The organism is Serratia sp. 4542 (genome assembly GCF_016805595.1).
Lineage (GTDB): Bacteria > Pseudomonadota > Gammaproteobacteria > Enterobacterales > Enterobacteriaceae > Serratia > Serratia nevei.
This window is the reverse complement of sequence record NZ_RXKV01000002.1, coordinates 195,114-216,017: the sequence shown is the minus strand read 5'-3', so window position 1 is coordinate 216,017 and position 20,904 is coordinate 195,114. Positions and strand designations below refer to the sequence as shown.

The 20,904-nt window shown below is 57.3% G+C and carries 23 protein-coding genes and 1 other RNA gene; 15 read left to right on the top strand and 9 right to left on the bottom strand.

The features are described from left to right. Positions 1-4: 4 nt before the first annotated feature. The 4 genes from EKL15_RS02100 to EKL15_RS02085 all read left to right on the top strand — a co-directional run bounded on the left by EKL15_RS02100 (position 5) and on the right by EKL15_RS02085 (position 2,879). Positions 5-529, top strand: coding sequence for a fimbrial protein (locus tag EKL15_RS02100; protein WP_060441106.1), 525 nt, complete (start codon positions 5-7; stop codon positions 527-529). 33 nt (positions 530-562) lie between these two features. Beyond that, positions 563-1,045, top strand: a complete 483-nt coding sequence (locus EKL15_RS02095) for a fimbrial protein (RefSeq protein ID WP_060441183.1) — start codon at positions 563-565, stop codon at positions 1,043-1,045. Positions 1,046-1,061: 16 nt separating this feature from the next. After that, positions 1,062-2,033: a fimbrial protein gene (locus tag EKL15_RS02090; RefSeq protein ID WP_072271068.1), complete on the top strand. Its 972-nt coding sequence runs from the start codon at positions 1,062-1,064 to the stop codon at positions 2,031-2,033. Between the two features lie 126 nt (positions 2,034-2,159). After that, the gene (locus EKL15_RS02085; protein ID WP_060441107.1) at positions 2,160-2,879 is read left to right on the top strand and encodes a LuxR C-terminal-related transcriptional regulator; all 720 of its coding nucleotides are present in this window, start codon (positions 2,160-2,162) and stop codon (positions 2,877-2,879) included. Positions 2,880-3,650: 771 nt separating this feature from the next. On the opposite strand, the gene ssrA is transcribed toward EKL15_RS02085, so the two are convergent. Both ssrA and smpB read right to left on the bottom strand, forming a co-directional pair. Next, positions 3,651-4,014: a transfer-messenger RNA gene (gene ssrA, locus EKL15_RS02080) on the bottom strand. Positions 4,015-4,063: 49 nt separating this feature from the next. Continuing rightward, complete coding sequence (smpB, locus tag EKL15_RS02075; protein WP_016929804.1) at positions 4,064-4,546, bottom strand: SsrA-binding protein SmpB; 483 nt, start codon at positions 4,544-4,546, stop codon at positions 4,064-4,066. 161 nt (positions 4,547-4,707) lie between these two features. Between smpB and EKL15_RS02070 the strand changes: the two genes are divergently transcribed. Together EKL15_RS02070 and EKL15_RS02065 are read left to right on the top strand one after the other, a co-directional pair. Then, on the top strand, positions 4,708-5,142 hold the full coding sequence (locus EKL15_RS02070) for a type II toxin-antitoxin system RatA family toxin (RefSeq protein WP_004929096.1): 435 nt from the start codon (positions 4,708-4,710) through the stop codon (positions 5,140-5,142). Further along, positions 5,135-5,419 (top strand): RnfH family protein, encoded by a 285-nt coding sequence (locus tag EKL15_RS02065; protein ID WP_004929098.1) that lies wholly within the window; start codon positions 5,135-5,137, stop codon positions 5,417-5,419. Before EKL15_RS02070 ends, EKL15_RS02065 begins: the two co-directional genes overlap by 8 nt. A gap of 117 nt (positions 5,420-5,536) precedes the next feature. On the opposite strand, the gene bamE is transcribed toward EKL15_RS02065, so the two are convergent. From bamE to nadK, 3 genes are all read right to left on the bottom strand, one after another. Beyond that, positions 5,537-5,875, bottom strand: coding sequence for an outer membrane protein assembly factor BamE (gene bamE / locus EKL15_RS02060; RefSeq protein WP_004929101.1), 339 nt, complete (start codon positions 5,873-5,875; stop codon positions 5,537-5,539). A 240-nt stretch (positions 5,876-6,115) separates the two neighbouring features. Continuing rightward, positions 6,116-7,777, bottom strand: a complete 1,662-nt coding sequence (gene recN, locus EKL15_RS02055; RefSeq protein ID WP_100397053.1) for a DNA repair protein RecN — start codon at positions 7,775-7,777, stop codon at positions 6,116-6,118. 86 nt (positions 7,778-7,863) lie between these two features. Further along, positions 7,864-8,742, bottom strand: a complete 879-nt coding sequence (nadK, locus tag EKL15_RS02050; RefSeq protein ID WP_100397052.1) for an NAD(+) kinase — start codon at positions 8,740-8,742, stop codon at positions 7,864-7,866. Between the two features lie 125 nt (positions 8,743-8,867). On the opposite strand from nadK, the gene grpE reads away from it, so the two are divergent. Continuing rightward, a complete protein-coding gene (gene grpE / locus EKL15_RS02045) occupies positions 8,868-9,452 on the top strand; it encodes a nucleotide exchange factor GrpE (protein WP_025303955.1) in 585 nt (194 codons plus the stop codon). A 56-nt stretch (positions 9,453-9,508) separates the two neighbouring features. Here the strand turns inward: grpE and ung are convergent, their stop codons facing one another. Continuing rightward, positions 9,509-10,192 (bottom strand): uracil-DNA glycosylase, encoded by a 684-nt coding sequence (gene ung / locus EKL15_RS02040; protein WP_033635636.1) that lies wholly within the window; start codon positions 10,190-10,192, stop codon positions 9,509-9,511. 346 nt (positions 10,193-10,538) lie between these two features. Here ung and grcA point away from each other — a divergent pair, with 346 nt between their 5' ends. From grcA to EKL15_RS02025, 3 genes are all read left to right on the top strand, one after another. After that, positions 10,539-10,922 carry an autonomous glycyl radical cofactor GrcA gene (grcA, locus tag EKL15_RS02035; RefSeq protein WP_004929114.1) on the top strand — a complete coding sequence of 128 codons (384 nt, stop codon included), beginning with the start codon at positions 10,539-10,541 and terminating at the stop codon, positions 10,920-10,922. 183 nt (positions 10,923-11,105) lie between these two features. Beyond that, positions 11,106-12,068, top strand: coding sequence for a DUF2974 domain-containing protein (locus tag EKL15_RS02030; RefSeq protein ID WP_100397051.1), 963 nt, complete (start codon positions 11,106-11,108; stop codon positions 12,066-12,068). After that, positions 12,061-12,816: an ankyrin repeat domain-containing protein gene (locus EKL15_RS02025; RefSeq protein WP_203088703.1), complete on the top strand. Its 756-nt coding sequence runs from the start codon at positions 12,061-12,063 to the stop codon at positions 12,814-12,816. The genes EKL15_RS02030 and EKL15_RS02025 overlap by 8 nt, the downstream gene beginning before the upstream one ends. A gap of 52 nt (positions 12,817-12,868) precedes the next feature. On the opposite strand, the gene srmB is transcribed toward EKL15_RS02025, so the two are convergent. After that, positions 12,869-14,191 (bottom strand): ATP-dependent RNA helicase SrmB, encoded by a 1,323-nt coding sequence (srmB, locus tag EKL15_RS02020; RefSeq protein WP_016929798.1) that lies wholly within the window; start codon positions 14,189-14,191, stop codon positions 12,869-12,871. Positions 14,192-14,290: 99 nt separating this feature from the next. Here srmB and EKL15_RS02015 point away from each other — a divergent pair, with 99 nt between their 5' ends. Next, positions 14,291-15,070, top strand: coding sequence for a tRNA1(Val) (adenine(37)-N6)-methyltransferase (locus EKL15_RS02015; RefSeq protein ID WP_100396627.1), 780 nt, complete (start codon positions 14,291-14,293; stop codon positions 15,068-15,070). Between the two features lie 38 nt (positions 15,071-15,108). On the opposite strand, the gene nadB is transcribed toward EKL15_RS02015, so the two are convergent. Further along, positions 15,109-16,710, bottom strand: a complete 1,602-nt coding sequence (gene nadB, locus EKL15_RS02010) for an L-aspartate oxidase (protein WP_019452310.1) — start codon at positions 16,708-16,710, stop codon at positions 15,109-15,111. A 214-nt stretch (positions 16,711-16,924) separates the two neighbouring features. Between nadB and rpoE the strand changes: the two genes are divergently transcribed. From rpoE to rseC, 4 genes are read left to right on the top strand one after another with little or no spacing between them, the layout of a single operon-like run. Next, positions 16,925-17,500 carry an RNA polymerase sigma factor RpoE gene (gene rpoE / locus EKL15_RS02005; RefSeq protein WP_004929136.1) on the top strand — a complete coding sequence of 192 codons (576 nt, stop codon included), beginning with the start codon at positions 16,925-16,927 and terminating at the stop codon, positions 17,498-17,500. A gap of 30 nt (positions 17,501-17,530) precedes the next feature. Continuing rightward, positions 17,531-18,184 (top strand): anti-sigma-E factor RseA, encoded by a 654-nt coding sequence (gene rseA, locus EKL15_RS02000; protein WP_060441113.1) that lies wholly within the window; start codon positions 17,531-17,533, stop codon positions 18,182-18,184. Then, on the top strand, positions 18,184-19,140 hold the full coding sequence (gene rseB / locus EKL15_RS01995; RefSeq protein WP_025303948.1) for a sigma-E factor regulatory protein RseB: 957 nt from the start codon (positions 18,184-18,186) through the stop codon (positions 19,138-19,140). The genes rseA and rseB overlap by 1 nt, the downstream gene beginning before the upstream one ends. After that, on the top strand, positions 19,140-19,616 hold the full coding sequence (gene rseC / locus EKL15_RS01990) for a SoxR-reducing system protein RseC (RefSeq protein WP_004929144.1): 477 nt from the start codon (positions 19,140-19,142) through the stop codon (positions 19,614-19,616). Before rseB ends, rseC begins: the two co-directional genes overlap by 1 nt. Here rseC and EKL15_RS01985 read toward each other — a convergent pair. Beyond that, positions 19,613-20,449, bottom strand: a complete 837-nt coding sequence (locus EKL15_RS01985) for a hypothetical protein (protein ID WP_100396629.1) — start codon at positions 20,447-20,449, stop codon at positions 19,613-19,615. The two genes, rseC and EKL15_RS01985, sit on opposite strands and share 4 nt — an antisense overlap. Positions 20,450-20,904: the final 455 nt, after the last annotated feature.

Here is a 20,904-nt window from a genome sequence, read left to right as displayed (position 1 = left end):
CGCAATGAGAAAATACCTTCCAATCCTGTGTTTGTTGCCGTTGGTTGCGGGATATGCCCATGCGGCGGACAGTACTATCACCATCACAGGTTATCTAAAAGACAATGCCTGCTCGGTCTCTGTTGACTCTCAGGATTTTACGGTGGATTTGTTGAGCAATGCGGCCAAGCAATTCAACCGGGTTGGGGCCGTCACGCCATCCATACCTTTCAAGATTGTCTTCGACAAGTGCGGCAGTTCCGCGACGGCAGTTCGCGTGGGGTATGTCGGAACCTCTGACAACGACAACACTACCCTGTTAAAGATTGATGCTGGAACAAACGCCGCAAGCGGTATTGGAGTGCAAATACTGGATCGCGACAAGACTCCGATTCCATTAAATGCGGCTCAGGACTCCCTGAAGTGGACGACATTGACGGCGGGCCAGCCCAATACGTTGGGCTTTTATGCACGCTTAATGGCAACGCGCGCTCCCGTGATGGCAGGAACAGTGACAGCGACGGCCAATTTCACCTTAGAGTTTCAGTAAGGAAGTCTGAAGATGATCATTATCAAGAACATTATGCTGGCGGGGGCGTTGCTTTTTACTACAACATTCGCCGCGCATGCAGCTGACGTGACCATTACGGTCAACGGACGCGTAGTGGCCAAGCCCTGCACCGTATCAACGCCATCGGCGACGGTAGACTTGGGCGACTTGTTTACATTTAATTATATACAGGCCGGCTCGGGTTCAGCCTGGCATCCGGTAACGCTGAATTTGACCAATTGTCCAATAGGCACTTCGAGAGTCACGGCAACATTCACGGGGACAACGGACAGCACGGGATATTACAAAAATCAAGGTGGGGCAACCAATCTTCAATTGGAACTGCAGGACACCAGTGGCAATAACCTAAACAACGGAAAAACCAAGGCGGTTCAGGTTGATGATTCCACACAGTCAGCGAGTCTGCCATTACAGGTTCGTGCGTTATCAGTTAATGGCAACGCCAAGCAAGGCAGTATTCAGGCCGTAATTAATGTCACATACACTTACGCCTAAATTGAGGAGTCACGTCATGACACTGGTTTCAAAACTAAATAAAGTGTTGAAGAAAAAAGAAGTTGCTGCCCTCGTGGCTTCTGTATGCCTAATGGCATATTCATCCGGCGCTAATGCTTTTGCTTGTAAGGATGCTACAGGAAATGTAATTAATTCTAGCTCTGGAGGAGGGGCAGGAACTTTCACTGTTTATGCTAACTTAACGCCTAGCGTACAGGCTGGTCAGAACCTCGTTGTAGACCTAAACTCAAGCATAAGTTGTCGAAATGAACTTCCACAATCCTATATTGACTGGGTGGCTTTAAATGACGGCAGCGCCTATGGTGGGGCGCTGGAAAATTTCACAGGAACGGTGAAGTATTATAATTCAAGCTATCCACTGCCAGTTACTAATAGAACCAAAGAGACCGCATTTACAACCAGTTCATATCAGCCATGGAATGTTATGCTATTTCTGAAGCCTATTTCAGCGGCGTCAGGAGTATTAATTAATAAGGGTAGTTTGATTGCCAGATTAAATATGTATAAATATTCAACAAACCCTCAAACCGGTCAACAAAATGGCACAATAGACCGTTTCACATGGAATATTTATGCTAATAACACAGTGGTGGTTCCCACTGGTGGTTGCGACGTGTCATCGCGCAATGTGACGGTTACCTTGCCGGATTACCCCGGCACGGCTGCTGTACCGCTGACTGTCCATTGCGGACAAAACCAACAGCTGGCTTATTATCTGACCGGCACAACTGCTGATACGGCAAGCACCATATTTACCAATACGTCATCTTCAAATCCGGCTACTGGCGTTGGCGTACAACTGTCTAACCGTAATGGCATTGTAGCTACCAATAAGAATGTCTCTCTCGGTACGGTCGGTACCAGCCCCCAAAGTTTGGGACTAACGGCTTCCTATGCACGAATCAATGGGCAAGTGGTAGCAGGCAATGTTCAGTCCATTATTGGCGTGACGTTCGTTTACGAGTAGCATTATCTATATCTTATACCTCGATAAAACGCTTTAGCAGATAAAAACTCGCGACATGATTATCATGTAGGGCTCGTTTAATCTCGAAACTACTTGCGCTCGGGGTCATAAGTATATGGTTATTACATGGGCATCGCAATCTTGAAGAAAAACAACAGAAAGATAAATATTGTAGTGATGGATCCGGTGGTTTTTTATCGGGAGAGTATGGTTCAGGTATTAAGTAAATATTTTGTTGAAAGAATAAATGTTACCGATGTGGTATCCAGTCTATCCGCACTAATGTGTTTGGCGCTGAGGAAAGGGCCTGCCGATGTCTATTTGATGGAGGCCTTCGGTCAGAATGAGAGTTATAATAACTGGGGAGAGTTCACTCACTTCATGGCCACTTATCATCCGTCAGTAAAGTGTCTGCTCTGGTCTTCAAAACCGACCATGTTTATAAATAAATTCAATAATTTTGAGCGGGGGGAGGCTGGCTGGCAGATACCAAAAAAAATTGACATAAGTTGCTTTGTTAGTTTTTTGACACGATTTTTTGATGGAGAGAATTTTGCCTCATATAATTCCCAGTTTTACATAGGTCCTCCCATGTCAAACCTCACACCTAGTGAAATAGCTATAATTACAGGTATCATTGAAGGGGATAGTATCAAGTGTTTGGCCAAGAAATTTAATGTTGCATATAAAACTATAAGCACGCACAAACGGAACGCCATGATAAAAATGCGCATATCGTCGACAGCTCAGCTACGTAGCCTTTTTCTGGACGGGCATATCTTGCGAGGCGATAAGGAACGATATCTTCCAATTGAAACTAGCTCTAACCAACCTTTTATGTTGTAACCTTAGGTAGTAGAGTGGCTTACTGAATTCGTCCATCTGAACAGAAGTGATATGTTTACCTAATCACGGCGCAGCTGTAGAAATTACATTCTAAACGTCTGTTAGGGTGGCTTTTTTTCGAAAATAATGATCGTCATCTGCTTAATGGGTATTTTTTTATAAGTAAAAGGGTATGGTTTATCGAGGTATTTATTCTCCATAATCAAGGTTGTCTGCCTCAGAAGCGTATAGCTAAACGGTTGGAACTCCCTTGGTTAACTGTAAACAGTAGTTTCTTGCGAGCTACCCAAACTGGGGTGCGTTGATCCGTCAACTAACTGAAACTGGAATGCACTCTACTATTGCCATACTAATGCTTCAATCACCATTCTTGCCTTAATTTCCTGAATTAGGATAACTACAGACCTCGGAAAACAACTTTCTTAAGATCGCCAGATATCCTTGGCTAGTCCGCAGTTATCCTTGTTCGCTTAAGGGCAAACCAATTGGCCTCGACGGCTGCGAAAATGCTCTCTAAGGCAATTTGCTGCTATTCTGCCATTTGCTGGGCTCTGGTTTTTATACTTATGTAGTCCACGCTATGCACGGAGTCTTCCATCTATTGGTTGTACGTAATTGGTATCAATTTAGCGTATATCAAACCGCATACCAACAGTCTCCAGATTTAGCCGGATAAACTCGAACGATTACGGATACAAAAAAGCCCGCAACCGAAGTTGTGGGCTTTTTCGCTATTATCGCCGGGTCTATCTGGTTCACTGGCGACGTATTTGGTGGAGCTGGCGGGAGTTGAACCCGCGTCCGAAATTACTACACCGTCGGCACTACATGCTTAGTCCAATCTTTACATTCGCCGGCCAGCTGCGGATGGACACGCTACTGACAGACTAGCCTGATTGAGTTTAACGCTTCAGCCCCAGGCAGGACATCCACGCGATCTCTTTTGGGTTTGACCTCTCTTGATCCCCGTCCTAAGAGCGGAGGCTAGGGAGAGAGGGCTCTAAGCAGGGTATTAAGCTGCTAAAGCGTAGTTTTCGTCGTTTGCGACTATTTTTTTGCGGCTTTTTACGAGGCCAACCGCCCCTCGGCATGCTCCTAGGGCTTCGCAAATCCCGTCGAATCCAGAATCAGCCCCAAGTAACTTTATGCAGTATACCAGAAGTTTACCTCGATAAGCCAGCGGCTTAACGATTGGCGTGCTTCATGATACGGGCTTTCGCCGTCTGCCATTCGCGATCTTTGATGTCATCGCGTTTGTCGTGCTCTTTCTTACCTTTGGCTACGCCGATCTTGATCTTGCTCCAGGCATTTTTCCAATACAGGGACAAGGCCACCACGGTGTAGCCATCGCGGTTGACGCGGCCGAGCAGGGTATCCAGCTCGCGTCGGTTCAGCAGCAGTTTACGGGTACGCGTCGGATCGCACACCACATGCGACGAAGCCACGTTGAGCGGAGTGATGGTGGCGCCAAACAGATAGGCTTCACCGTCACGGAACGTCACGTAGCTGTCGCTGAGGTTGGCTTTGCCTGCACGCAGCGATTTAACTTCCCACCCTTGCAGCGACAGGCCCGCCTCGAACTCTTCTTCAATGAAGTATTCGAAACGCGCGCGCTTGTTTTGAGCAATGGTGGCGGAACCGGGTTTGTGTGCTTTTTTCTTTGTCATAGTGCGTTCATTATACTGGATGCTTCAGCGAAAGAAATCCTTTCCCGTTCAGCACCTGCGCAATTTCTCGCATTTTTGGCGCCCCCATCCCTTAGCAGATTTTTTGTTTGCCGCCAGATAAATGGTATTATCTGTACGTTTTATGTCTCACAGGAAATGATATGCCCCAGATCAGTCGGTCTGCATTAGTGCCGTTCAGCGCCGAGCAGATGTATCAGTTGGTTAACGATGTTCATTCTTATCCCGATTTTCTGCCAGGCTGCACCGGCAGCCGGGTGCTTAACGCTACCTCCAACGAAATGACCGCCGCGGTGGACGTCGCCAAGGCCGGTATCAGCAAGACTTTTACCACGCGCAATACGCTGCTGGATAACCAGAGCATCAATATGCAACTGGTCGATGGTCCGTTCCGCAAGCTGATGGGCGGCTGGCAGTTCACGCCGCTGAGCGAAGAGGCCTGCAAGGTGGAGCTGCACCTGGATTTCGAATTCACCAACAAACTGATAGAGCTGGCGTTCGGCAAGGTGTTCAAAGAGCTGGCGGGCAGCATGGTGCAGGCATTTACCCAGCGGGCGAAAGAGGTCTACAGTGTCTGACATCCAGGTCGAGGTGGTGTACGCCTTGCCGGAGCGTCAGTACCTGCGCAAGGTGAAACTGGCCGAGGGCAGCAGCGTCGAGCAGGCGATCCAGGCTTCGGGCCTGCTGGAGCTGCGCCAGGATATCGATCTCAAGAGCAACAAAATCGGCATCTACAGCCGCCCGGCCAAGCTGGGCGATACGCTGAACGACGGCGACCGGGTGGAGATCTACCGGCCGCTGATAGCCGATCCGAAAGAGCTGCGCCGGCAACGGGCAGAAAAGGCAAAAAAATAAGGCGCTTATAGCGCCTTATTTTTTATCTGAAACTGATTTTCTCTTCCGCGTTGCAGCCTGCGACTGTCATGAGGAACATCATGCCCCCTCATGGGCCGGAAGAGCGGGCGGCGCCGATTACTTGGTCAGCGCCGGTTTGTTTTGGATATCGGTCAACACGCCTGCGCTGTCGAAGGTCAGCGTCAGCGTCTGCTGGGTGATGTCTTCATGGCCAGGCTGCTGACGGAACACATAGAACCACGTCTGAGTCCCGAACGGGTCTTGCAGCATTGGGGTGCCCAATGTGTAAGCGACCTGTTGCTGGGTCATCCCTTTCTGAATTTTCGCCACGTCGGTCGACGTCAGGTAGTTCCCCTGGTTGATGTCAGGACGATAAACCACCTTTTCAAAAGTAGAACAGCCTGCAGTCAGCATCACAAGAACTACAGCGGCGGCAGTCAGCGTTTTACAGCGCATAGTAATCACATTCCTTTAGGGCATAGGATGCCGATGATAATAGACCTTGCGGCAGTTGGAAACCTTTATACCCTTCATCTTTCAAGTTGCGACGCGTTGGCTTTCTTTCAGCACCTCAAGCGCTTGGCCTGTTTCAGGCCGTTGAGGAAGCTTAAGATCACCGCCGCGCCGCACTTTAGATATCTTTCGGGTCAACAGCGTCACTGTCAGACCGCAGGAAAGTGAAAAAGTTGAGCTTTTTTATGCCGCCAGCAGTTCTTTGGCGTTCGCCAGCGTATTGCGGGTGACTTCGCTGCCGCCGAGCAGGCGCGCCAGCTCCTGCAGCCGGGCGCGCTTATCCAGCGGCGCCATCTGGGTTTCGGTGACCGTGCCGTCGGTCTGCTTGCTGACGAACAGGTGCTGATGCCCGCATCCGGCCACCTGCGGCAGGTGAGTCACGCACATCACCTGGGTGGATTCGCCGAGCTGGCGCAGCAGGCGGCCGACGATGGCGGCGGTCGGGCCGCTGATGCCCACGTCCACCTCATCGAAGATCAGCGCCGGGGTTTCCATCTTGCGGGCGGTGATCACCTGAATGGCCAGCGCGATGCGCGACAGCTCACCGCCGGAGGCGACCTTCGCCAGCGGCTGCAGCGGCTGCCCCGGGTTGGTGGAGACGCAGAACTCGGTGCGGCTGGCCCCTTCGGCGCTCAGATGCTGCGGCTCGAAGCGCACATCGATGTTGAACTTGCCGTGCGGCATGGAGAGCGCCTGCATGCTGTCGGTGATGAGCGTGGTCAGCTCGGCGGCGTAATGCAGACGTTTTTGGTGCAGCTGCTCCGCCAGCGCCAGCGCCTGCTGGTGATGCAGGGTGACCGCCTCGTTCAGGTGCTCATGGTCGCTTTCCTGCTGCGAAAGCAGCTGTTGTTCATCCAGCAACTGCTGATGCAGCTGCGGCAGCTCTTCCGGCGCAACCTGGTGTTTGCGCGCCAGGCTGATTTGGCGCGACAGGCGCTGTTCCAGCTCGTGCAGGCGATTGGGATCGAGATCCATGCGATCGGCGTAGTGGCGCAGCTCGTCGCTGGCTTCGCTGATCTGGATAGAGGCCTCTTCCAGCATGTCCAGCAGGCCGCCGAGTTTGTCGTCCAGCCCGGCCAGCTCGAGCAGCAGGTGCTTGGCGCTGTAGAGCTGGCTGAGCATGTTGTTCTCGTCGCTGTCGGCGAGCAGCTGCAGCGTCTGCTGGCTGAGGGTCAGCAGCTGGCCGCTGTTGGCCAGGCGCTTGTACTCGGCGTCGGTCTGTTCGAACTCGCCGGCCTGCGGCGCGAATTCGTTCAGCTCTTTCAATTGGTATTGCAGCAGCTGCTTGCGCGCTTCGCGCTCGATGGACTGCTGCTGATGGTGCGCCAGCTCGCGGCAGCTCTGGTGCCAGCGTTGGTAGGCCTGGCTCATCGCCGCCAGCAGGGCGGGTTCGTCGGCGTAGGCGTCGAGCAGCGCTTTTTGGTGCTCCGGTTTGAGCAGCAGCTGATGGGCGTGTTGGCCGTGGATTTGGATCAGGCGTTGCCCCAGCTCGCGCAGCTGCGACAGCGGCACGGCGGTGCCGTTGATAAAGCCGCGCGAACGGCCGTCGGCGTTGATCACCCGGCGCAGCAGGCATTCGTTGCTGTCGTCCAGCTGGTTCTGTTCCAGCCATTCGCGCGCGGACGGGGTGTCCGCCAGCGAGAAGCGGGCGCAGATGTCGGCGCGGGCGGCTCCCAGGCGCACCACGTTGCCGTCGGCGCGGTTGCCGAGGCACAGCCCCAGCGCATCGATGGCGATGGATTTGCCGGCGCCGGTTTCACCGGTGATCGCCGTCATACCCGGTTGAAAATCGATTTCCAACTCACGAACGATAGCAAAGTTGCTGATGGTTAATTGCGCCAGCATGGGAACCTTCCTGTGTATAAACACATAACTGTAGTTTCATACAGTATAAACTGGTTTTATATACAGTAAAGTGGCCGGCGCAGATTTTAGAACAATTTTTTCGACCAGCCCAGCTTGGTGCTTAACGTGTTGAAATAGCTGTAGTCCTTCGGGTGAATCAGATTCAGGTGGAAATCGCTGCGGCGGATCAGCACTTCTTCGCCTTCCTGGATAGGCAGCGCGATCTGGCTGTCGCAGCTGATCTCCAGATCGCTGCCGATCTGCGAAAACTTCAGGCGGATGGTGCTGTCGCCGTTGATCACCAGCGGCCGGGCGGAGAGAGTGTGTGGGAACATCGGCACCAGCGCGATCGCCTCCAGCGACGGGGTGAGGATCGGCCCGCCGGCGGAGAGCGAGTAGGCGGTGGAGCCGGTCGGCGTGGCGATGATCAGGCCGTCGGAGCGCTGCGAGAAGGCGAAGCGATCGTCGATGTACACTTCGAATTCGATCATGTGCGCCACTTTGCCGGGGTGCAGCACCACTTCGTTGATGGCGGTGCTGATGCGGCACTGCTGGTGCTCTTTATGCACGATGGTTTCCAGCAGGAAACGCTGTTCGTCGATGTATTCGCCTTCCAGCACGTCCGCCAGCTGCTGCAGGGCGTTGTCGGGATCGAGATCGGTGAGGAAGCCGAGGTTGCCGCGGTTGACCCCGATCACCTTGATGTCGTAACGCGCCAGCACGCGCGCGGCGCCGAGCATGTTGCCGTCGCCGCCGACCACCACCGCCAGATCGGCGCGCTGGCCGATATCCGCCAGGCTGCCGGTCACGGCGTCTTTCAGCCCCAAATCATGGGCGATCTGGCGTTCGACCATCACCAAATAGCCGCGGGCGACCAGCCAGTGGAACAGCATCTCGTGGGTTGCCAGCGCTGAAGGGTGACGCGGGTGGCCAACAATGCCAATACAGGCGAATTTTTTATTCATTTGTTGTGATTTTCCTCACCGGGACCCGTTTATGCCCCACATTGTGACCGGTTGACTTGAAACCCCGGTTTTGATCCCCATAATAAGCCAAGTTGCGAGATTAATGCTAAAACGCGGAGATATTCATGAGTAGTAAAGAACAGAAGACGCCAAACGAGCAAGTCTCGGAAGAAATGGAACAACACGCTCATCACGATGATACGCTGCCGGAAGCGGCGGAAGGCGTCGATCTGCGCGATGCGCGTATCGCCGAACTGGAAGCCCAACTGGCGGAAGCTCAGCAGCACGAGCGCGACAGCCTGCTGCGCGCCAAAGCGGAAGCGGAAAACATCCGCCGCCGCGCCGAACTGGACGTCGAGAAAGCGCACAAGTTCGCCCTGGAGAAATTCTCCGGCGATCTGCTGCCGGTGATCGACAACCTGGAGCGCGCGCTGGATCTGGCGGATAAAAACAACCCGGAACTGGCCGCGATGATCGAAGGCATCGAGCTGACGCTGAAATCGCTGCTGGACGTGGTGCGCAAGTACGGCATCGAAATCGTCGGCGACGTCAACGTGCCGTTCAACCCGGAAGTGCATCAGGCGATGAGCATGATGGAATCCGCCGATCACCAACCGAACCACGTGATGATGGTGATGCAGAAAGGCTATACGCTGAACGGCCGCCTGCTGCGTCCGGCGATGGTTGCAGTCTCCAAAGCCAAGGCGTAATCGCCCCGGCAACGGCATAAAGAAAGGCACCCTAGGGTGCCTTTTTTGTCTCTGTACTACGCCTGCGGCAGGCGCGGCATCCAGTCGATCGGCGTGAGCCCCTGCTGCTCCAGCAGCTGATTGGCCTGCGAGAAATGACGGCAGCCGAGGAAACCGCGGTGGGCGGAGAGCGGCGACGGGTGCGGCGCCTTCAGCACATGGTGGCGGTTGCGGTCGATAAAGTTGCCTTTCTTCTGTGCGTGCGAGCCCCACAGCAGGAACACCACGCCTTCACGGTTCTCGTTCAGGGCGGCGATCACCTTATCGGTAAAGGTTTCCCAGCCCAGGTTGGCGTGCGAGTGCGCGCGGCCGCCTTCCACCGTTAGCACGGTGTTGAGCAGCAGCACCCCCTGTTCAGCCCAGCTTTGCAGGTAGCCGTGATCCGGGCGTTCGAAGCCGGGAATGTCGGTCGCCAGCTCTTTATACATGTTCACCAGCGACGGCGGCGCCGGCACGCCGGGGCGCACCGAGAAAGAGAGGCCGTGCGCCTGATTGGGGCCGTGATACGGATCCTGGCCGAGGATGACGACCTTGACGTCCGCCAGCTCGGTATAGCGGAAAGCGTTGAACACGTCCTTCTGCGGTGGATAAATGGTCTTACCGGCCTGGCGTTCAGCGGCAACAAAGGCGAGCGTTTCAACAAAATAGGGCTGCTCTTTCTCTTTGCCGATCACGTCATGCCAGGTGAGGGAGGTGGCCATAAACGCTCTCCTTTGTTTTCTTTAGCAATTCATGGGCTATAGCTTACCGTTTCGGCACGCGCAGCGAAACCCGCTTTTCATTTCTCGCCGCCGTGTCTCATGCAATTATTTTTGAAAATTTACAAAAATAATTGGTTTTTGCCGCAGTGGGAAAATTGATATAAAACATAAATTTGCCCCTTCACGCCCCGTGCCTACCCGGTAAAAATTGACTTTAATCAAGGAACTGGCCCGGTCAGGCTGGTATACAGAACAACAAGACAACAATGGTTTTACCAAATGGCCGAAACCAGAATTGGGTTTTCTCACGACGTGAATTTTTACGCCCTTGTACGGAGGCAACATAATGATTACCGGTATTCAAATTACCAAAGCGAATGACCAGGCGCTGGTGAATTCTTTCTGGCTGCTGGACGATGAAAAAGCGGAAGCTCGCTGCGTGTGCGCCAAGGCCAACTACGCGGAAGATCAGGTTGTCGCGGTGAGCGACCTGGGCCAGATCGAATACCGTGAAGTGCCGCTGGAAATGCAGCCGACCGTGCGCGTGGAAGGCGGTCAGCACCTGAACGTCAACGTGCTGCGTCGCGAAACCCTGGAAGACGCGGTCAAGCACCCGGAAAAATACCCGCAGCTGACCATCCGCGTGTCCGGCTATGCGGTGCGCTTCAACTCCCTGACGCCGGAACAGCAGCGCGACGTTATCGCCCGCACCTTTACCGAAAGCCTGTAATTTGCGGCGCAGTCAATCAGGGAGCTTCGGCTCCCTTTCTGGCGTTTGGCGGCCGAAAACCGAACGTGGATCACATTCTGTACAAAGATAAGCATTTCTAATACAGAACTCATCCGACCTGCCGATAGCTAAATCAGCACCTATTCAGGTGCTCAATAAAAAGTCTATCGACAAGGAGTCGGCATGAGTATGCCTTTAAGTTTTACCTCTGCAGTATCCCCGGTGGCCGCGATCCCTACGCCTCGCGCCGCTGCCGAGACGGCGACGGCGGCGCAGCCTGCGGCAGCGCCGGCAAATCCGGCGCCGGTGGCCTCTCCCTCTCAGAACACGCTGAACGCGCAGAATCTGTTGAATACGCTGGTCGGCGATATCTCAGCGGCGGCACCGACGGCGGCGGCAGCGCCGGGCGTGACGCGGGGGCAGCAATCGCAGGAGGGGGATTATGCGTTGGCGTTGTTGGCCAAGGACGTTTACTCACTCACTGGCCAGGGTGCCGCCGGGTTCAACCGCCTGAGCGACAGCGCGCTGCTCGGTTTCGGCATCGATCCCGCCAGCCTGCACGACGCGGGCAGCGGTTTCCAGGCCGGGATTTACAGCAACGACAAGCAGTATGTGTTGGCGTTCGCCGGCACCAACGACTGGCGCGATTGGCTGAGCAACGTGCGGCAGGCGACGGGCTATGACGATGTGCAGTACAATCAGGCGGTTGCCGCTGCCAAAAGCGCCAAGGCGGCCTTCGGCGATGCGCTGGTGATCGCCGGCCATTCGCTCGGCGGCGGCCTGGCGGCCACGGCGGCGCTGGCGACCGGCACCGTCGCGGTCACCTTCAACGCGGCCGGGGTCTCGGATTACACCCTGAATCGCCTGGGCATCGATCCGGCGGCGGCGAAGAAAGATGCCGAAGCCGGCGGTATTCGCCGTTACAGCGAACAATATGACATGCTGACCAGCACCCAGGAGTCGACCTCGCTGATCCCGGACGCCATCGGCCACAACATCACCCTGGCCAACAACGATACCCTGACCGGCATCGATGACTGGCGGCCGAGCAAGCATCTGGATCGCAGCCTGACGGCGCACGGCATCGACAAGGTGATAAGCTCGATGGCGGAACAAAAGCCGTGGGAGGCGAAGGCCAATGCCTGAAGGGCGTCGCTTGCGGCGGGCGCTGGCGATAGCCTTACTGGCGCTGGTCGCGGTGACCGGTTTACTGATGATGGCTAAGGAGCAACAGATGGGGCAGGAGATTTCGCCGTTTGACGGCCACAGCAATCTGGCGCTGGCTCAGGCGGTGGCGCGTGGCGATACGCAGGGTATCCATGCGCAGGCCACGCAGGATCGCTTGCGCGAACGGGGCGATCGGCAGGTCACGCTGTTGCAGTGGGCGGTGCTTTCGCAGCAGCCGGATAGCGTGCAGGCGTTGCTGGATCTCGGCGCCGACCCGGCGGCGGCGGGGCTGGACGGCAACAGCGCGCTGCACACCGCGGCGATGCTGCAAGACGCGCAGTACCTGCGGCTGTTGCTGGCCAAAGGGGCGCAGGTGAACGTGCGTAATGCCGTTACCGGCGCCACGCCGCTTGCGGTGGCGGTGCTGGCCGGGCGTGAAGAGCAACTGCGGCTGCTGCTGGCGGCCGGGGCGGACACCACCTTGAGCGACCGGCTGGGGGATACCCCGCTGCATCTGGCGGCGAAGATTAACGCGCCGCACCTGGCGCTGCTGCTGTTGCAGGCCGGAGCCGATGCCCGGGCGCGCAACCAGCAGGGCGTCGCGTTCCAGTTTTATTTCTCGCAAACGCCGGCGCATTTGCAGAATGACGAACTGAAGGCGCAGTTCCGCGAACTGGATAAATGGCTGCAGGGGCACCGCCTGGCCACGCACTACGCGCAGCAGTAAACGCCCATAAAAAAACCGCCTGTACAGGCGGTTTTTTCTTAGGCAGCGGGGGTTATTCCGCGTCGCCGGCCGGTTTGGCCTTCGCCTGACGGCGTTTGCCGACGTTTTTGGCGTCACGGTGGCGCACTTTCACCTTGGCCTTTTCTTTGTTCTTCGCTTTATCTTCCGCGCGTTTGGCCAGCACTTTCTTCGATGGCTTGCCGTTGCTCTTCTCGTTCGGCACCTTGGTTTTCGGCCGCAGCTCATCGATCACGCGCGCTTTCAGCGGCTCATTCAGGTAACGGCCCACTTTGCCCAGCAGCAGATGGTCGTGCGCTTCCACCAGCGAAATGGCGGTGCCTTTGCGCCCGGCGCGGCCGGTACGGCCGATGCGGTGCAGGTAGGTGTCCGCCGTGCGCGGCATGTCGAAGTTGAACACGTGGGTGATATCGAGGATATCCAGACCGCGTGCGGCAACGTCGGTGGCGACCAGCACGTTAACCCGGCCATCCATCATGCGTTTGACCGCTTCGTTGCGTTTGGCCTGCACCATTTCGCCTTCGAGATAGCAGGTGTTGATGCCCGCTTCGCGCAGCCAGGTGGCCAGCTCGTGCACGCGCTCGCGTTTGCGCACGAAGATCACCGATTTCTGCACGTCCGGCTGCTTCAGCAGGTGGATCAGCAGCGCGGTTTTGTGCTGCACGTCATCAGCGCGGTAGTACCACTGCAGGATCTTTTTGCGTTCGCGGCGCGACGGATCGGCTTCCACTTCCACCGGCTCTTTCAGGATGCGCTCGGCGAATTCGCGGATCGCTTCGCCTTCCAGCGTGGCGGAGAACAGCAGCGTCTGGTTGCGCCAGCGGGTTTCGGCGGAGATGGTTTCGATGTCCTGCGCGAAGCCCATATCGAGCATGCGGTCGGCTTCGTCGAGGATCAGGGTTTCCACCGCGCGGCAGTCGAAGTTCTCTTCTTTAATGTATTGCAGCAAACGGCCGGTGGTGGCGACCACCACGTCCTGGTTTTCGCTGAACACTTCCGCGTGGTTCATATAAGCGACGCCGCCGGTGATGGTGGCGATATCCAGCGAGGTATGAGCAGCCAATTCACGCGCCTGATCGGCGACCTGCATCGCCAGTTCACGCGTTGGCGTCAGGATCAGTACGCGCGGCGGGCCGGATTTTTTGCGTGGAAAGTCCAGCAGGTGCTGCAACACGGGCAGCAGGAAGGCGGCGGTTTTGCCGGTGCCGGTCGGAGCCGAACCTAAGACGTCGCGCCCGTCCATCGCCGGCGGGATCGCAGCGGCCTGAATGGCGGTGGGGCGATCGTAGCCTTTGTCGCGCAGCGCGTCGATCAGGCGATCATCGAGTTCGAGTTCGGAAAAAGTGGTTGCTGTCATGGTCTACCTCTACTTGGGGCGCCGATTATAGACGGGTTGGCCGCGATCTTCACCTATTTAAGCGGAAAGCCGCTCTTTTCCCGTCGATCAGATTGCCTTATGCTACGCCAGTTTTATAGCCAGGTGGTGAGTGTGAGCAAGCGATCGAAAGCCGATTTTACCCCGCGCCGCGGGGGTTTTACCTTTAAACAATTCTTTGTCGCCCACGATCGTTGCGCCATGAAAGTGGGCACCGACGGGGTGCTGCTCGGCGCCTGGGCGCCGCTGGGGCAGGCGCGCCGGGTGCTGGACATCGGCAGCGGCAGCGGGCTGATCGCGCTGATGCTGGCGCAGCGCAGCGGCGACGAAGTGACCATTGACGCGGTGGAGCTGGATGAAGCCGCCGCCGGCCAGGCGCGCGAAAATGCGGCGGAGTCGCCGTGGCCGCAGCGCATCCGCGTGCATGCGCAGGATATTCACCATTATGCGCAGCAGCATGCCGCTGAGTATGATCTGATCGTCAGTAATCCGCCTTATTTCGAGCCGGCGGTGGCCTGCCGCGACCAGGCGCGCCACAACGCGCGCTACACCGAAACCCTGACGCACGATGCGCTGTTGGCCTGTGCGGCACAGCTGCTGGTGGAACAGGGAACGTTCTGCGTGGTGCTGCCGCATGACATCGGCGCCGAATTCGAACGTCTGGCGCAGCAAAACGGCTGGCAGACGGCGGCGAAAGTGAACGTCAGCGATCGGGCCGATACGCCGCTGCACCGGGTGCTGCTGGCGCTGACGCGGCGGGAAACGCCGCTGCGGGAGCAGGCGCTGGCGATCAAGCAGGCCGATGGCAGCTATACCGACGATTTCCGCCGGTTGATCGCCGACTTCTACCTGTTCTACTGAAAAGAAAAGGGCGCCGATTAGGCGCCCTGTCGCAGAGTTTAAGGCTGCAAAATGGTCGGCAGCGCTTCCGGCAGCAGATCCGGATAGTCCAGCGTGTAGTGCAGGCCGCGGCTCTCTTTGCGCGCCATGGCGCTGCGCACGATAAGCTCGGCCACCTGCACCAGATTGCGCAGCTCCAGCAGGTTGTTGGAGATGCGGAAGTGAGCGTAGTACTCGTCGATTTCCGCCTGCAGCGTGTTGATGCGGCGCAGGGCGCGTTCCAACCGCTTGGTGGTGCGCACGATGCCGACGTAATCCCACATGAACAGCCGCAACTCGTGCCAGTTGTGCTGAATCACCACCCGTTCGTCCGCATCGTCCACCCGGCTTTCATCCCAGTGCGGCACCTGTTTGGCCTGCTGAATGAACGGCAGGCGCTGCAGAATGTCTTCCGCCGCCGACCAACCGTACACCAGGCACTCCAGCAGCGAATTCGACGCCATGCGGTTGGCGCCGTGCAGGCCGGTATAGCTGACCTCGCCGATGGCGTACAGCCCGTCGAGATCGGTGCGGCCGTGCTGATCGACCATCACGCCGCCGCAGGTGTAGTGCGCCGCCGGGACGATCGGGATCGGTTGCCGGGTCAGATCGAAGCCCAGCGTCAGCAGCTTCTCGTGGATCATCGGGAAGTGCTGGGTGATGAACTCCGCCGGCTTGTGGCTGATGTCCAGGTACATGCAGTCGGCGCCCAGGCGCTTCATTTCATGGTCGATGGCGCGGGCGACGATATCACGCGGGGCCAGTTCGCCGCGCGGGTCAAAATCGGGCATAAAGCGGCTGCCGTCCGGGCGCTTCAGGTAAGCCCCTTCACCGCGCAGCGCTTCGGTCAGCAGGAAGTTGCGTGCCTGAGGATGGAACAGGCAGGTCGGGTGGAACTGGTTGAACTCCAGGTTGGCGACCCGGCAGCCGGCGCGCCAGGCCATGGCGATGCCGTCGCCGGAGGAGATGTCCGGGTTAGTGGTGTATTGGTATACCTTGGCTGCGCCGCCGGTGGCCAACACCACCGTTTTGGCGCGGTAGGTTTCCACCCGCTCCAGCTCGCGGTTCCAGACGTAAGCGCCCACCACTCGGCGGGTGCCCGGCAGGCCGATTTTGTTCGAGGTGATAAGGTCAACCGCGTTGCGGCGCTCCATCACGCAAATATTGGGGTGAGCGCTTGCTTTCCCCACCAGCGTGGTCTCTACTTCCTTACCGGTAGCATCCGCGGCGTGCAGGATGCGGCGATGGCTGTGGCCGCCTTCGCGCGTGAGGTGATAATGCTCCTCGCCCTGCGCGTTGACCTCGGTGTCGAACAGCACGCCCTGATCGATCAGCCACTGCACGCAGTGGCGCGCGTTGCCGGCGATGAATTCGACGGCCTCTTTGTCGCACAGGCCGGCGCCGGCAATCAAAGTGTCATCAACGTGTGAGGCAATGCTGTCCGTCTCATCGAACACCGCGGCGATCCCGCCCTGGGCGTAAAAGGTGGCGCCCTCGCTGAGCGGCCCCTTGCTGAGAACGGTAACCTTGCAATGCTGCGCCAGGCGCAGCGCCAGTGACAGGCCCGCAGCGCCGCTGCCGACGATCAGTACATCGCTAACATGTTCAGATGATGGTTGCATAACGTATGATGTGTGCAGAAGAAGAGTGAATTTCATGTTAGCCTAACTGTCCGGGCAAAAGCCACGGATAGGGCGACATCAACAGAAAAAACAATGGCGATATGGAACTTCGTGTTCTATATGAACTCCAAGCGAGTGCTTGCTCAGGAAAATAATGTATGGCTGGCAGTACAATTTTACGCGTGGAGACGGATTTGGGGAGAGTTTACCTCGGATGAGCGAGCAGTTAACGGATCAAGTTCTGGTCGAGCGGGTCCAAAAGGGCGATCAGAAATCGTTTAACCTACTGGTAGTGCGCTATCAGCATAAGGTGGCGAGTCTCGTTTCCCGCTATGTGCCGCAGGGCGATGTGCCCGATGTGGTGCAGGAGTCGTTTATCAAGGCCTATCGCGCACTGGAATCGTTCCGTGGCGACAGCGCTTTTTATACCTGGTTGTATCGAATCGCCGTGAACACGGCAAAGAATTATCTGGTTGCTCAGGGGCGCCGTCCGCCATCCAGTGATGTGGACGCTAACGATGCGGAAAATTACGAAAGTGCGGGCGCACTGAAAGAAATTTCGAACCCTGAGAACTTAATGTTGTCAGAAGAGCTGAGACAGATAGTTTTCCGTACCATTGAGTCGCTCCCTGAGGATCTTCGCATGGCGATTACCCTGCGGGAGTTGGATGGTCTAAGCTACGAAGAGATAGCTGCCATCATGGATTGCCCGGTCGGAACCGTACGTTCGCGTATTTTCCGCGCCCGGGAAGCTATCGATAATAAAGTTCAACCGCTGATCCAGCGTTAGCAATGGCGGGCACAGGAAGGGTACTTAGGCATGCAGAAAGAAAAGCTTTCCGCTCTGATGGATGGTGAATCGTTCGACAGCGAGCTGTTGAGTTCTCTGTCGCAAGATCGAACGCTTCAACAAAGCTGGCAGAGCTATCACCTGATACGTGACACACTGCGAGGTGATGTCGGGCAAGTGATGCATCTCGACATCGCCGATCGCGTAGCCGCTGCACTTGAGAAAGAACCCGCCCGGCTGGTGCCTTCCGCCGTTCAGGAATCTCAGCCGCAGCCTCACACCTGGCAGAAAATGCCGTTCTGGGACAAAGTGCGTCCTTGGGCGAGCCAGATTACGCAAATCGGTATGGCGGCCTGCGTGTCGCTGGCGGTGATCGTCGGCGTACAGCACTATAACCAACCTGCTGCGACATCGAACGCGTCCGAATCGCCGGCCTTCACCACGCTGCCGATCATGGGCCAGGCCTCACCGGTCAGCCTGGGCGTCCCGGCCGACAGCTTCTCCACCGGCAGCGGCCAACAGCAGCAGGTGCAGGAACAGCGCAAGCGTATCAACGCCATGCTGCAGGACTATGAACTGCAACGTCGCCTGCATTCGGATCAGCTGCAGCTTGAACAAAGCAACCCGCAACAGGCTGCCATTCAAGTTCCCGGAACTCAGTCTTTAGGAATGCAACAGCAGTAATGAAGCAAATCTGGTTCTCCGTTTGTTTATTGACGGGCAGCCTGCTCTATTCCAGCATCGCCCCGGCGCAGCCAACTGCGTCCGGGGCGTTATTGCAACAGATGAGCAGCGCCAGCCGTTCTCTCAATTACGAGCTCGCCTACATCAGCATCAGCAAGCAGGGAATCGAGTCGTTGCGCTATCGCCATGCGGTGATCGGCAACGTGCCGCTCGGCCAGCTGTTGCATATGGACGGCCCGCGCCGCGAGGTGTTGCAGCGCGGCGGCGGGATCAGCTACTTCGAGCCTGGCCTGGAGCCGTTCACGCTCACCGGCGATCACATCGTCGATGCGCTGCCGGCGATCGTCTATGCCGATTTCACCCGTCTGGCCAAGTACTACGACTTCATCTCCGTGGGCAGCACCCGCATCGCCGATCGGCCGTGTGAAGTGCTGCGCGTGGTGGCGCGCGACGGTTCCCGCTACAGCTACATCGTCTGGATGGACGAGGACACCAAGCTGCCGCTGCGGGTGGATCTGCTCGATCGCGACGGCGAAACGCTGGAGCAATATCGGGTGATCTCCTTCGCGGTCGGCGCCGACGTGCAGGGCGCGATGCAGGGGCTGCTCAAAGCCAACCTGCCGCCGCTGCTGTCGCTACCGGCGGTGGAAAACGTCCAGCTCAGCTGGAGCACCGGCTGGCTGCCGGCCGGAGTGGACGAGGTGGCGCGCAATCGTCGCAAATTGCCGAACGTTGCCGTGCCGGTCGAATCCCGGCTTTACAGCGACGGTCTGTTCAGCTTCTCGGTCAACGTCAGCCCGGCGGGCAGCGGAGCCGGGCAGCAATACTACCGTCAGGGGCGCCGTACCATTCAGACCGAAGTGCGCGCGGGTAACGAAATCACTATCGTGGGCGAATTGCCGCCGGCTACGGCCAAACGCATCGCCGACAGCATTTCTTTCAAGGTATCGCCGTAATGATGAAAGAGTGGGCCACGGTGGTTTCGTGGCAACAGGGCGTAGCGCTGCTGCGCTGTGAACCCAAGGCCGGCTGCGGCAGCTGTACCGCGCGCTCCGGCTGCGGCGCGCGCGCGTTGAACGAGCTGGTGCCGGAAACCGAGCATCAGCTGCAGGTGCATATCGATCAGCCGCTCGAACCGGGGCAGCGTGTCGAAGTTGGCATTGCGGAAGGCAGCCTGCTGCGCTCCGCTATGCTGGTTTACCTGACGCCGCTGCTGGGCATGATGCTGGGCGGCACCTTGCTGCAATATTGTTTCGGCAGCGACGCCTCGGCGGCAGTCGGCGCCGTGCTGGGCGGCGGGGCGGCCTTTATGCTGGCGCGCCGGTTGGCCCGGCGTCTGGGCGAGCAGGCCGATTACCAGCCGGTGGTGCTGCAGATTGGGCTGCCGCCTACCGCGATGCGCATGCAGGCGGAAAACTCCCCGCTGATTTAAATCGACGGCCGCGTCATCGCCGGGTTGTGATAGGCGGGGATGCGGTTGTGGATCATATGCTCCAACAGCGCGATAAACAGATCGGCGCTGAGCAGCGAATCGTAGTTAATCGCGAACAGCACATTTCCCTGGCCGTCGAGCAAACGGATGCCGAGCTGCGGATGGTTTTCCACCGCGCGGATCTGCTCGAGCGGCACGTTTCCCCGTTCCGTGGCCAGCAAGGTGGCGCTTAGCCGCAGCGTTTCAGTCGGCGTACCTTGCCGTTTGCCCAGCAGCAGCTGCCACAGCCAGCGTGCGTCGCCCTCAACGGTGTGAAACGGCACCACTTCCCCCTGATAGAGCGCATTCAATGCCAGCGGCCCGCGCTGCTGCAGCTGTTGGTCAACGATCACGTCCGCCAGCCGCCACGAATGGGCGACGTTGCTGAAAACCGTACACCAGGGCTGATCCGCGCCGGCGCGGAACGCCGTGACGTCAAACAGCCCGCCAAAAGCTTTGCCGCCGCGAAAGCGATAGATGTCGCCGATCTTCTCAAACGGGATGAAGCGCTCTTTGTGATGGTGGCCGTCAAAGACCCGCACGCCGTGCTCGTACAGGCGATAGGTCAGCGTCGGGCGCAGATAGTGCCGCAGCGCCAGCAGCGTACAGCCGAGTAAAACCGTGCCCGCGCCGGCCTGCAACAGCGTGATGACTTCACTCTCATCAATGCTGCTCAGCAGCGGCAGCACCAACAGCGCGGCTCCCACGCTAAACAGCAGCGCCGCCGCCGCCAGAATGCCCCAGTTGACCTTCGAAAAATCGTGCCGGCTCAGCATTTGCCCTTTATCGATCATATGCACCTTCCAATCAACGTACGCAGATATGCTGCTGAACCCCGGTGGGCTGCCGATGTAGTGCCCGGAATAATGTTTTGTCGCGGAGTTCATGCCCTTTCTATCCGAGGGGCGGTGGTGGCGTATATGGGGTTTTTCCTAAAGGAAGAGGGGCGAAATGGAATTCTAAGAGGTTGATCCAAATATTCTTTTCTTATAATTTCGGAGAGGGTTTATTGCGCTGCGGCCGGTTATGTATTAGCGCCGGAGTTTGACGGCCACGGATCACCTGCAAGCCTTGGGTTCAGGCCGTATCGTCCGCGTTAACATCTGTTTTCACCCGCCGGGGTGCCCTGTAACATTTAGCTGCGCATAATAGAATGCCTTCACTGCACCGATCGCTAGGTTTTCAGTGGTGTGGCATGTAGAATGCAGCGATTCAGGTGCAAGACGGCCTAACCCATTCACTGTCGCTT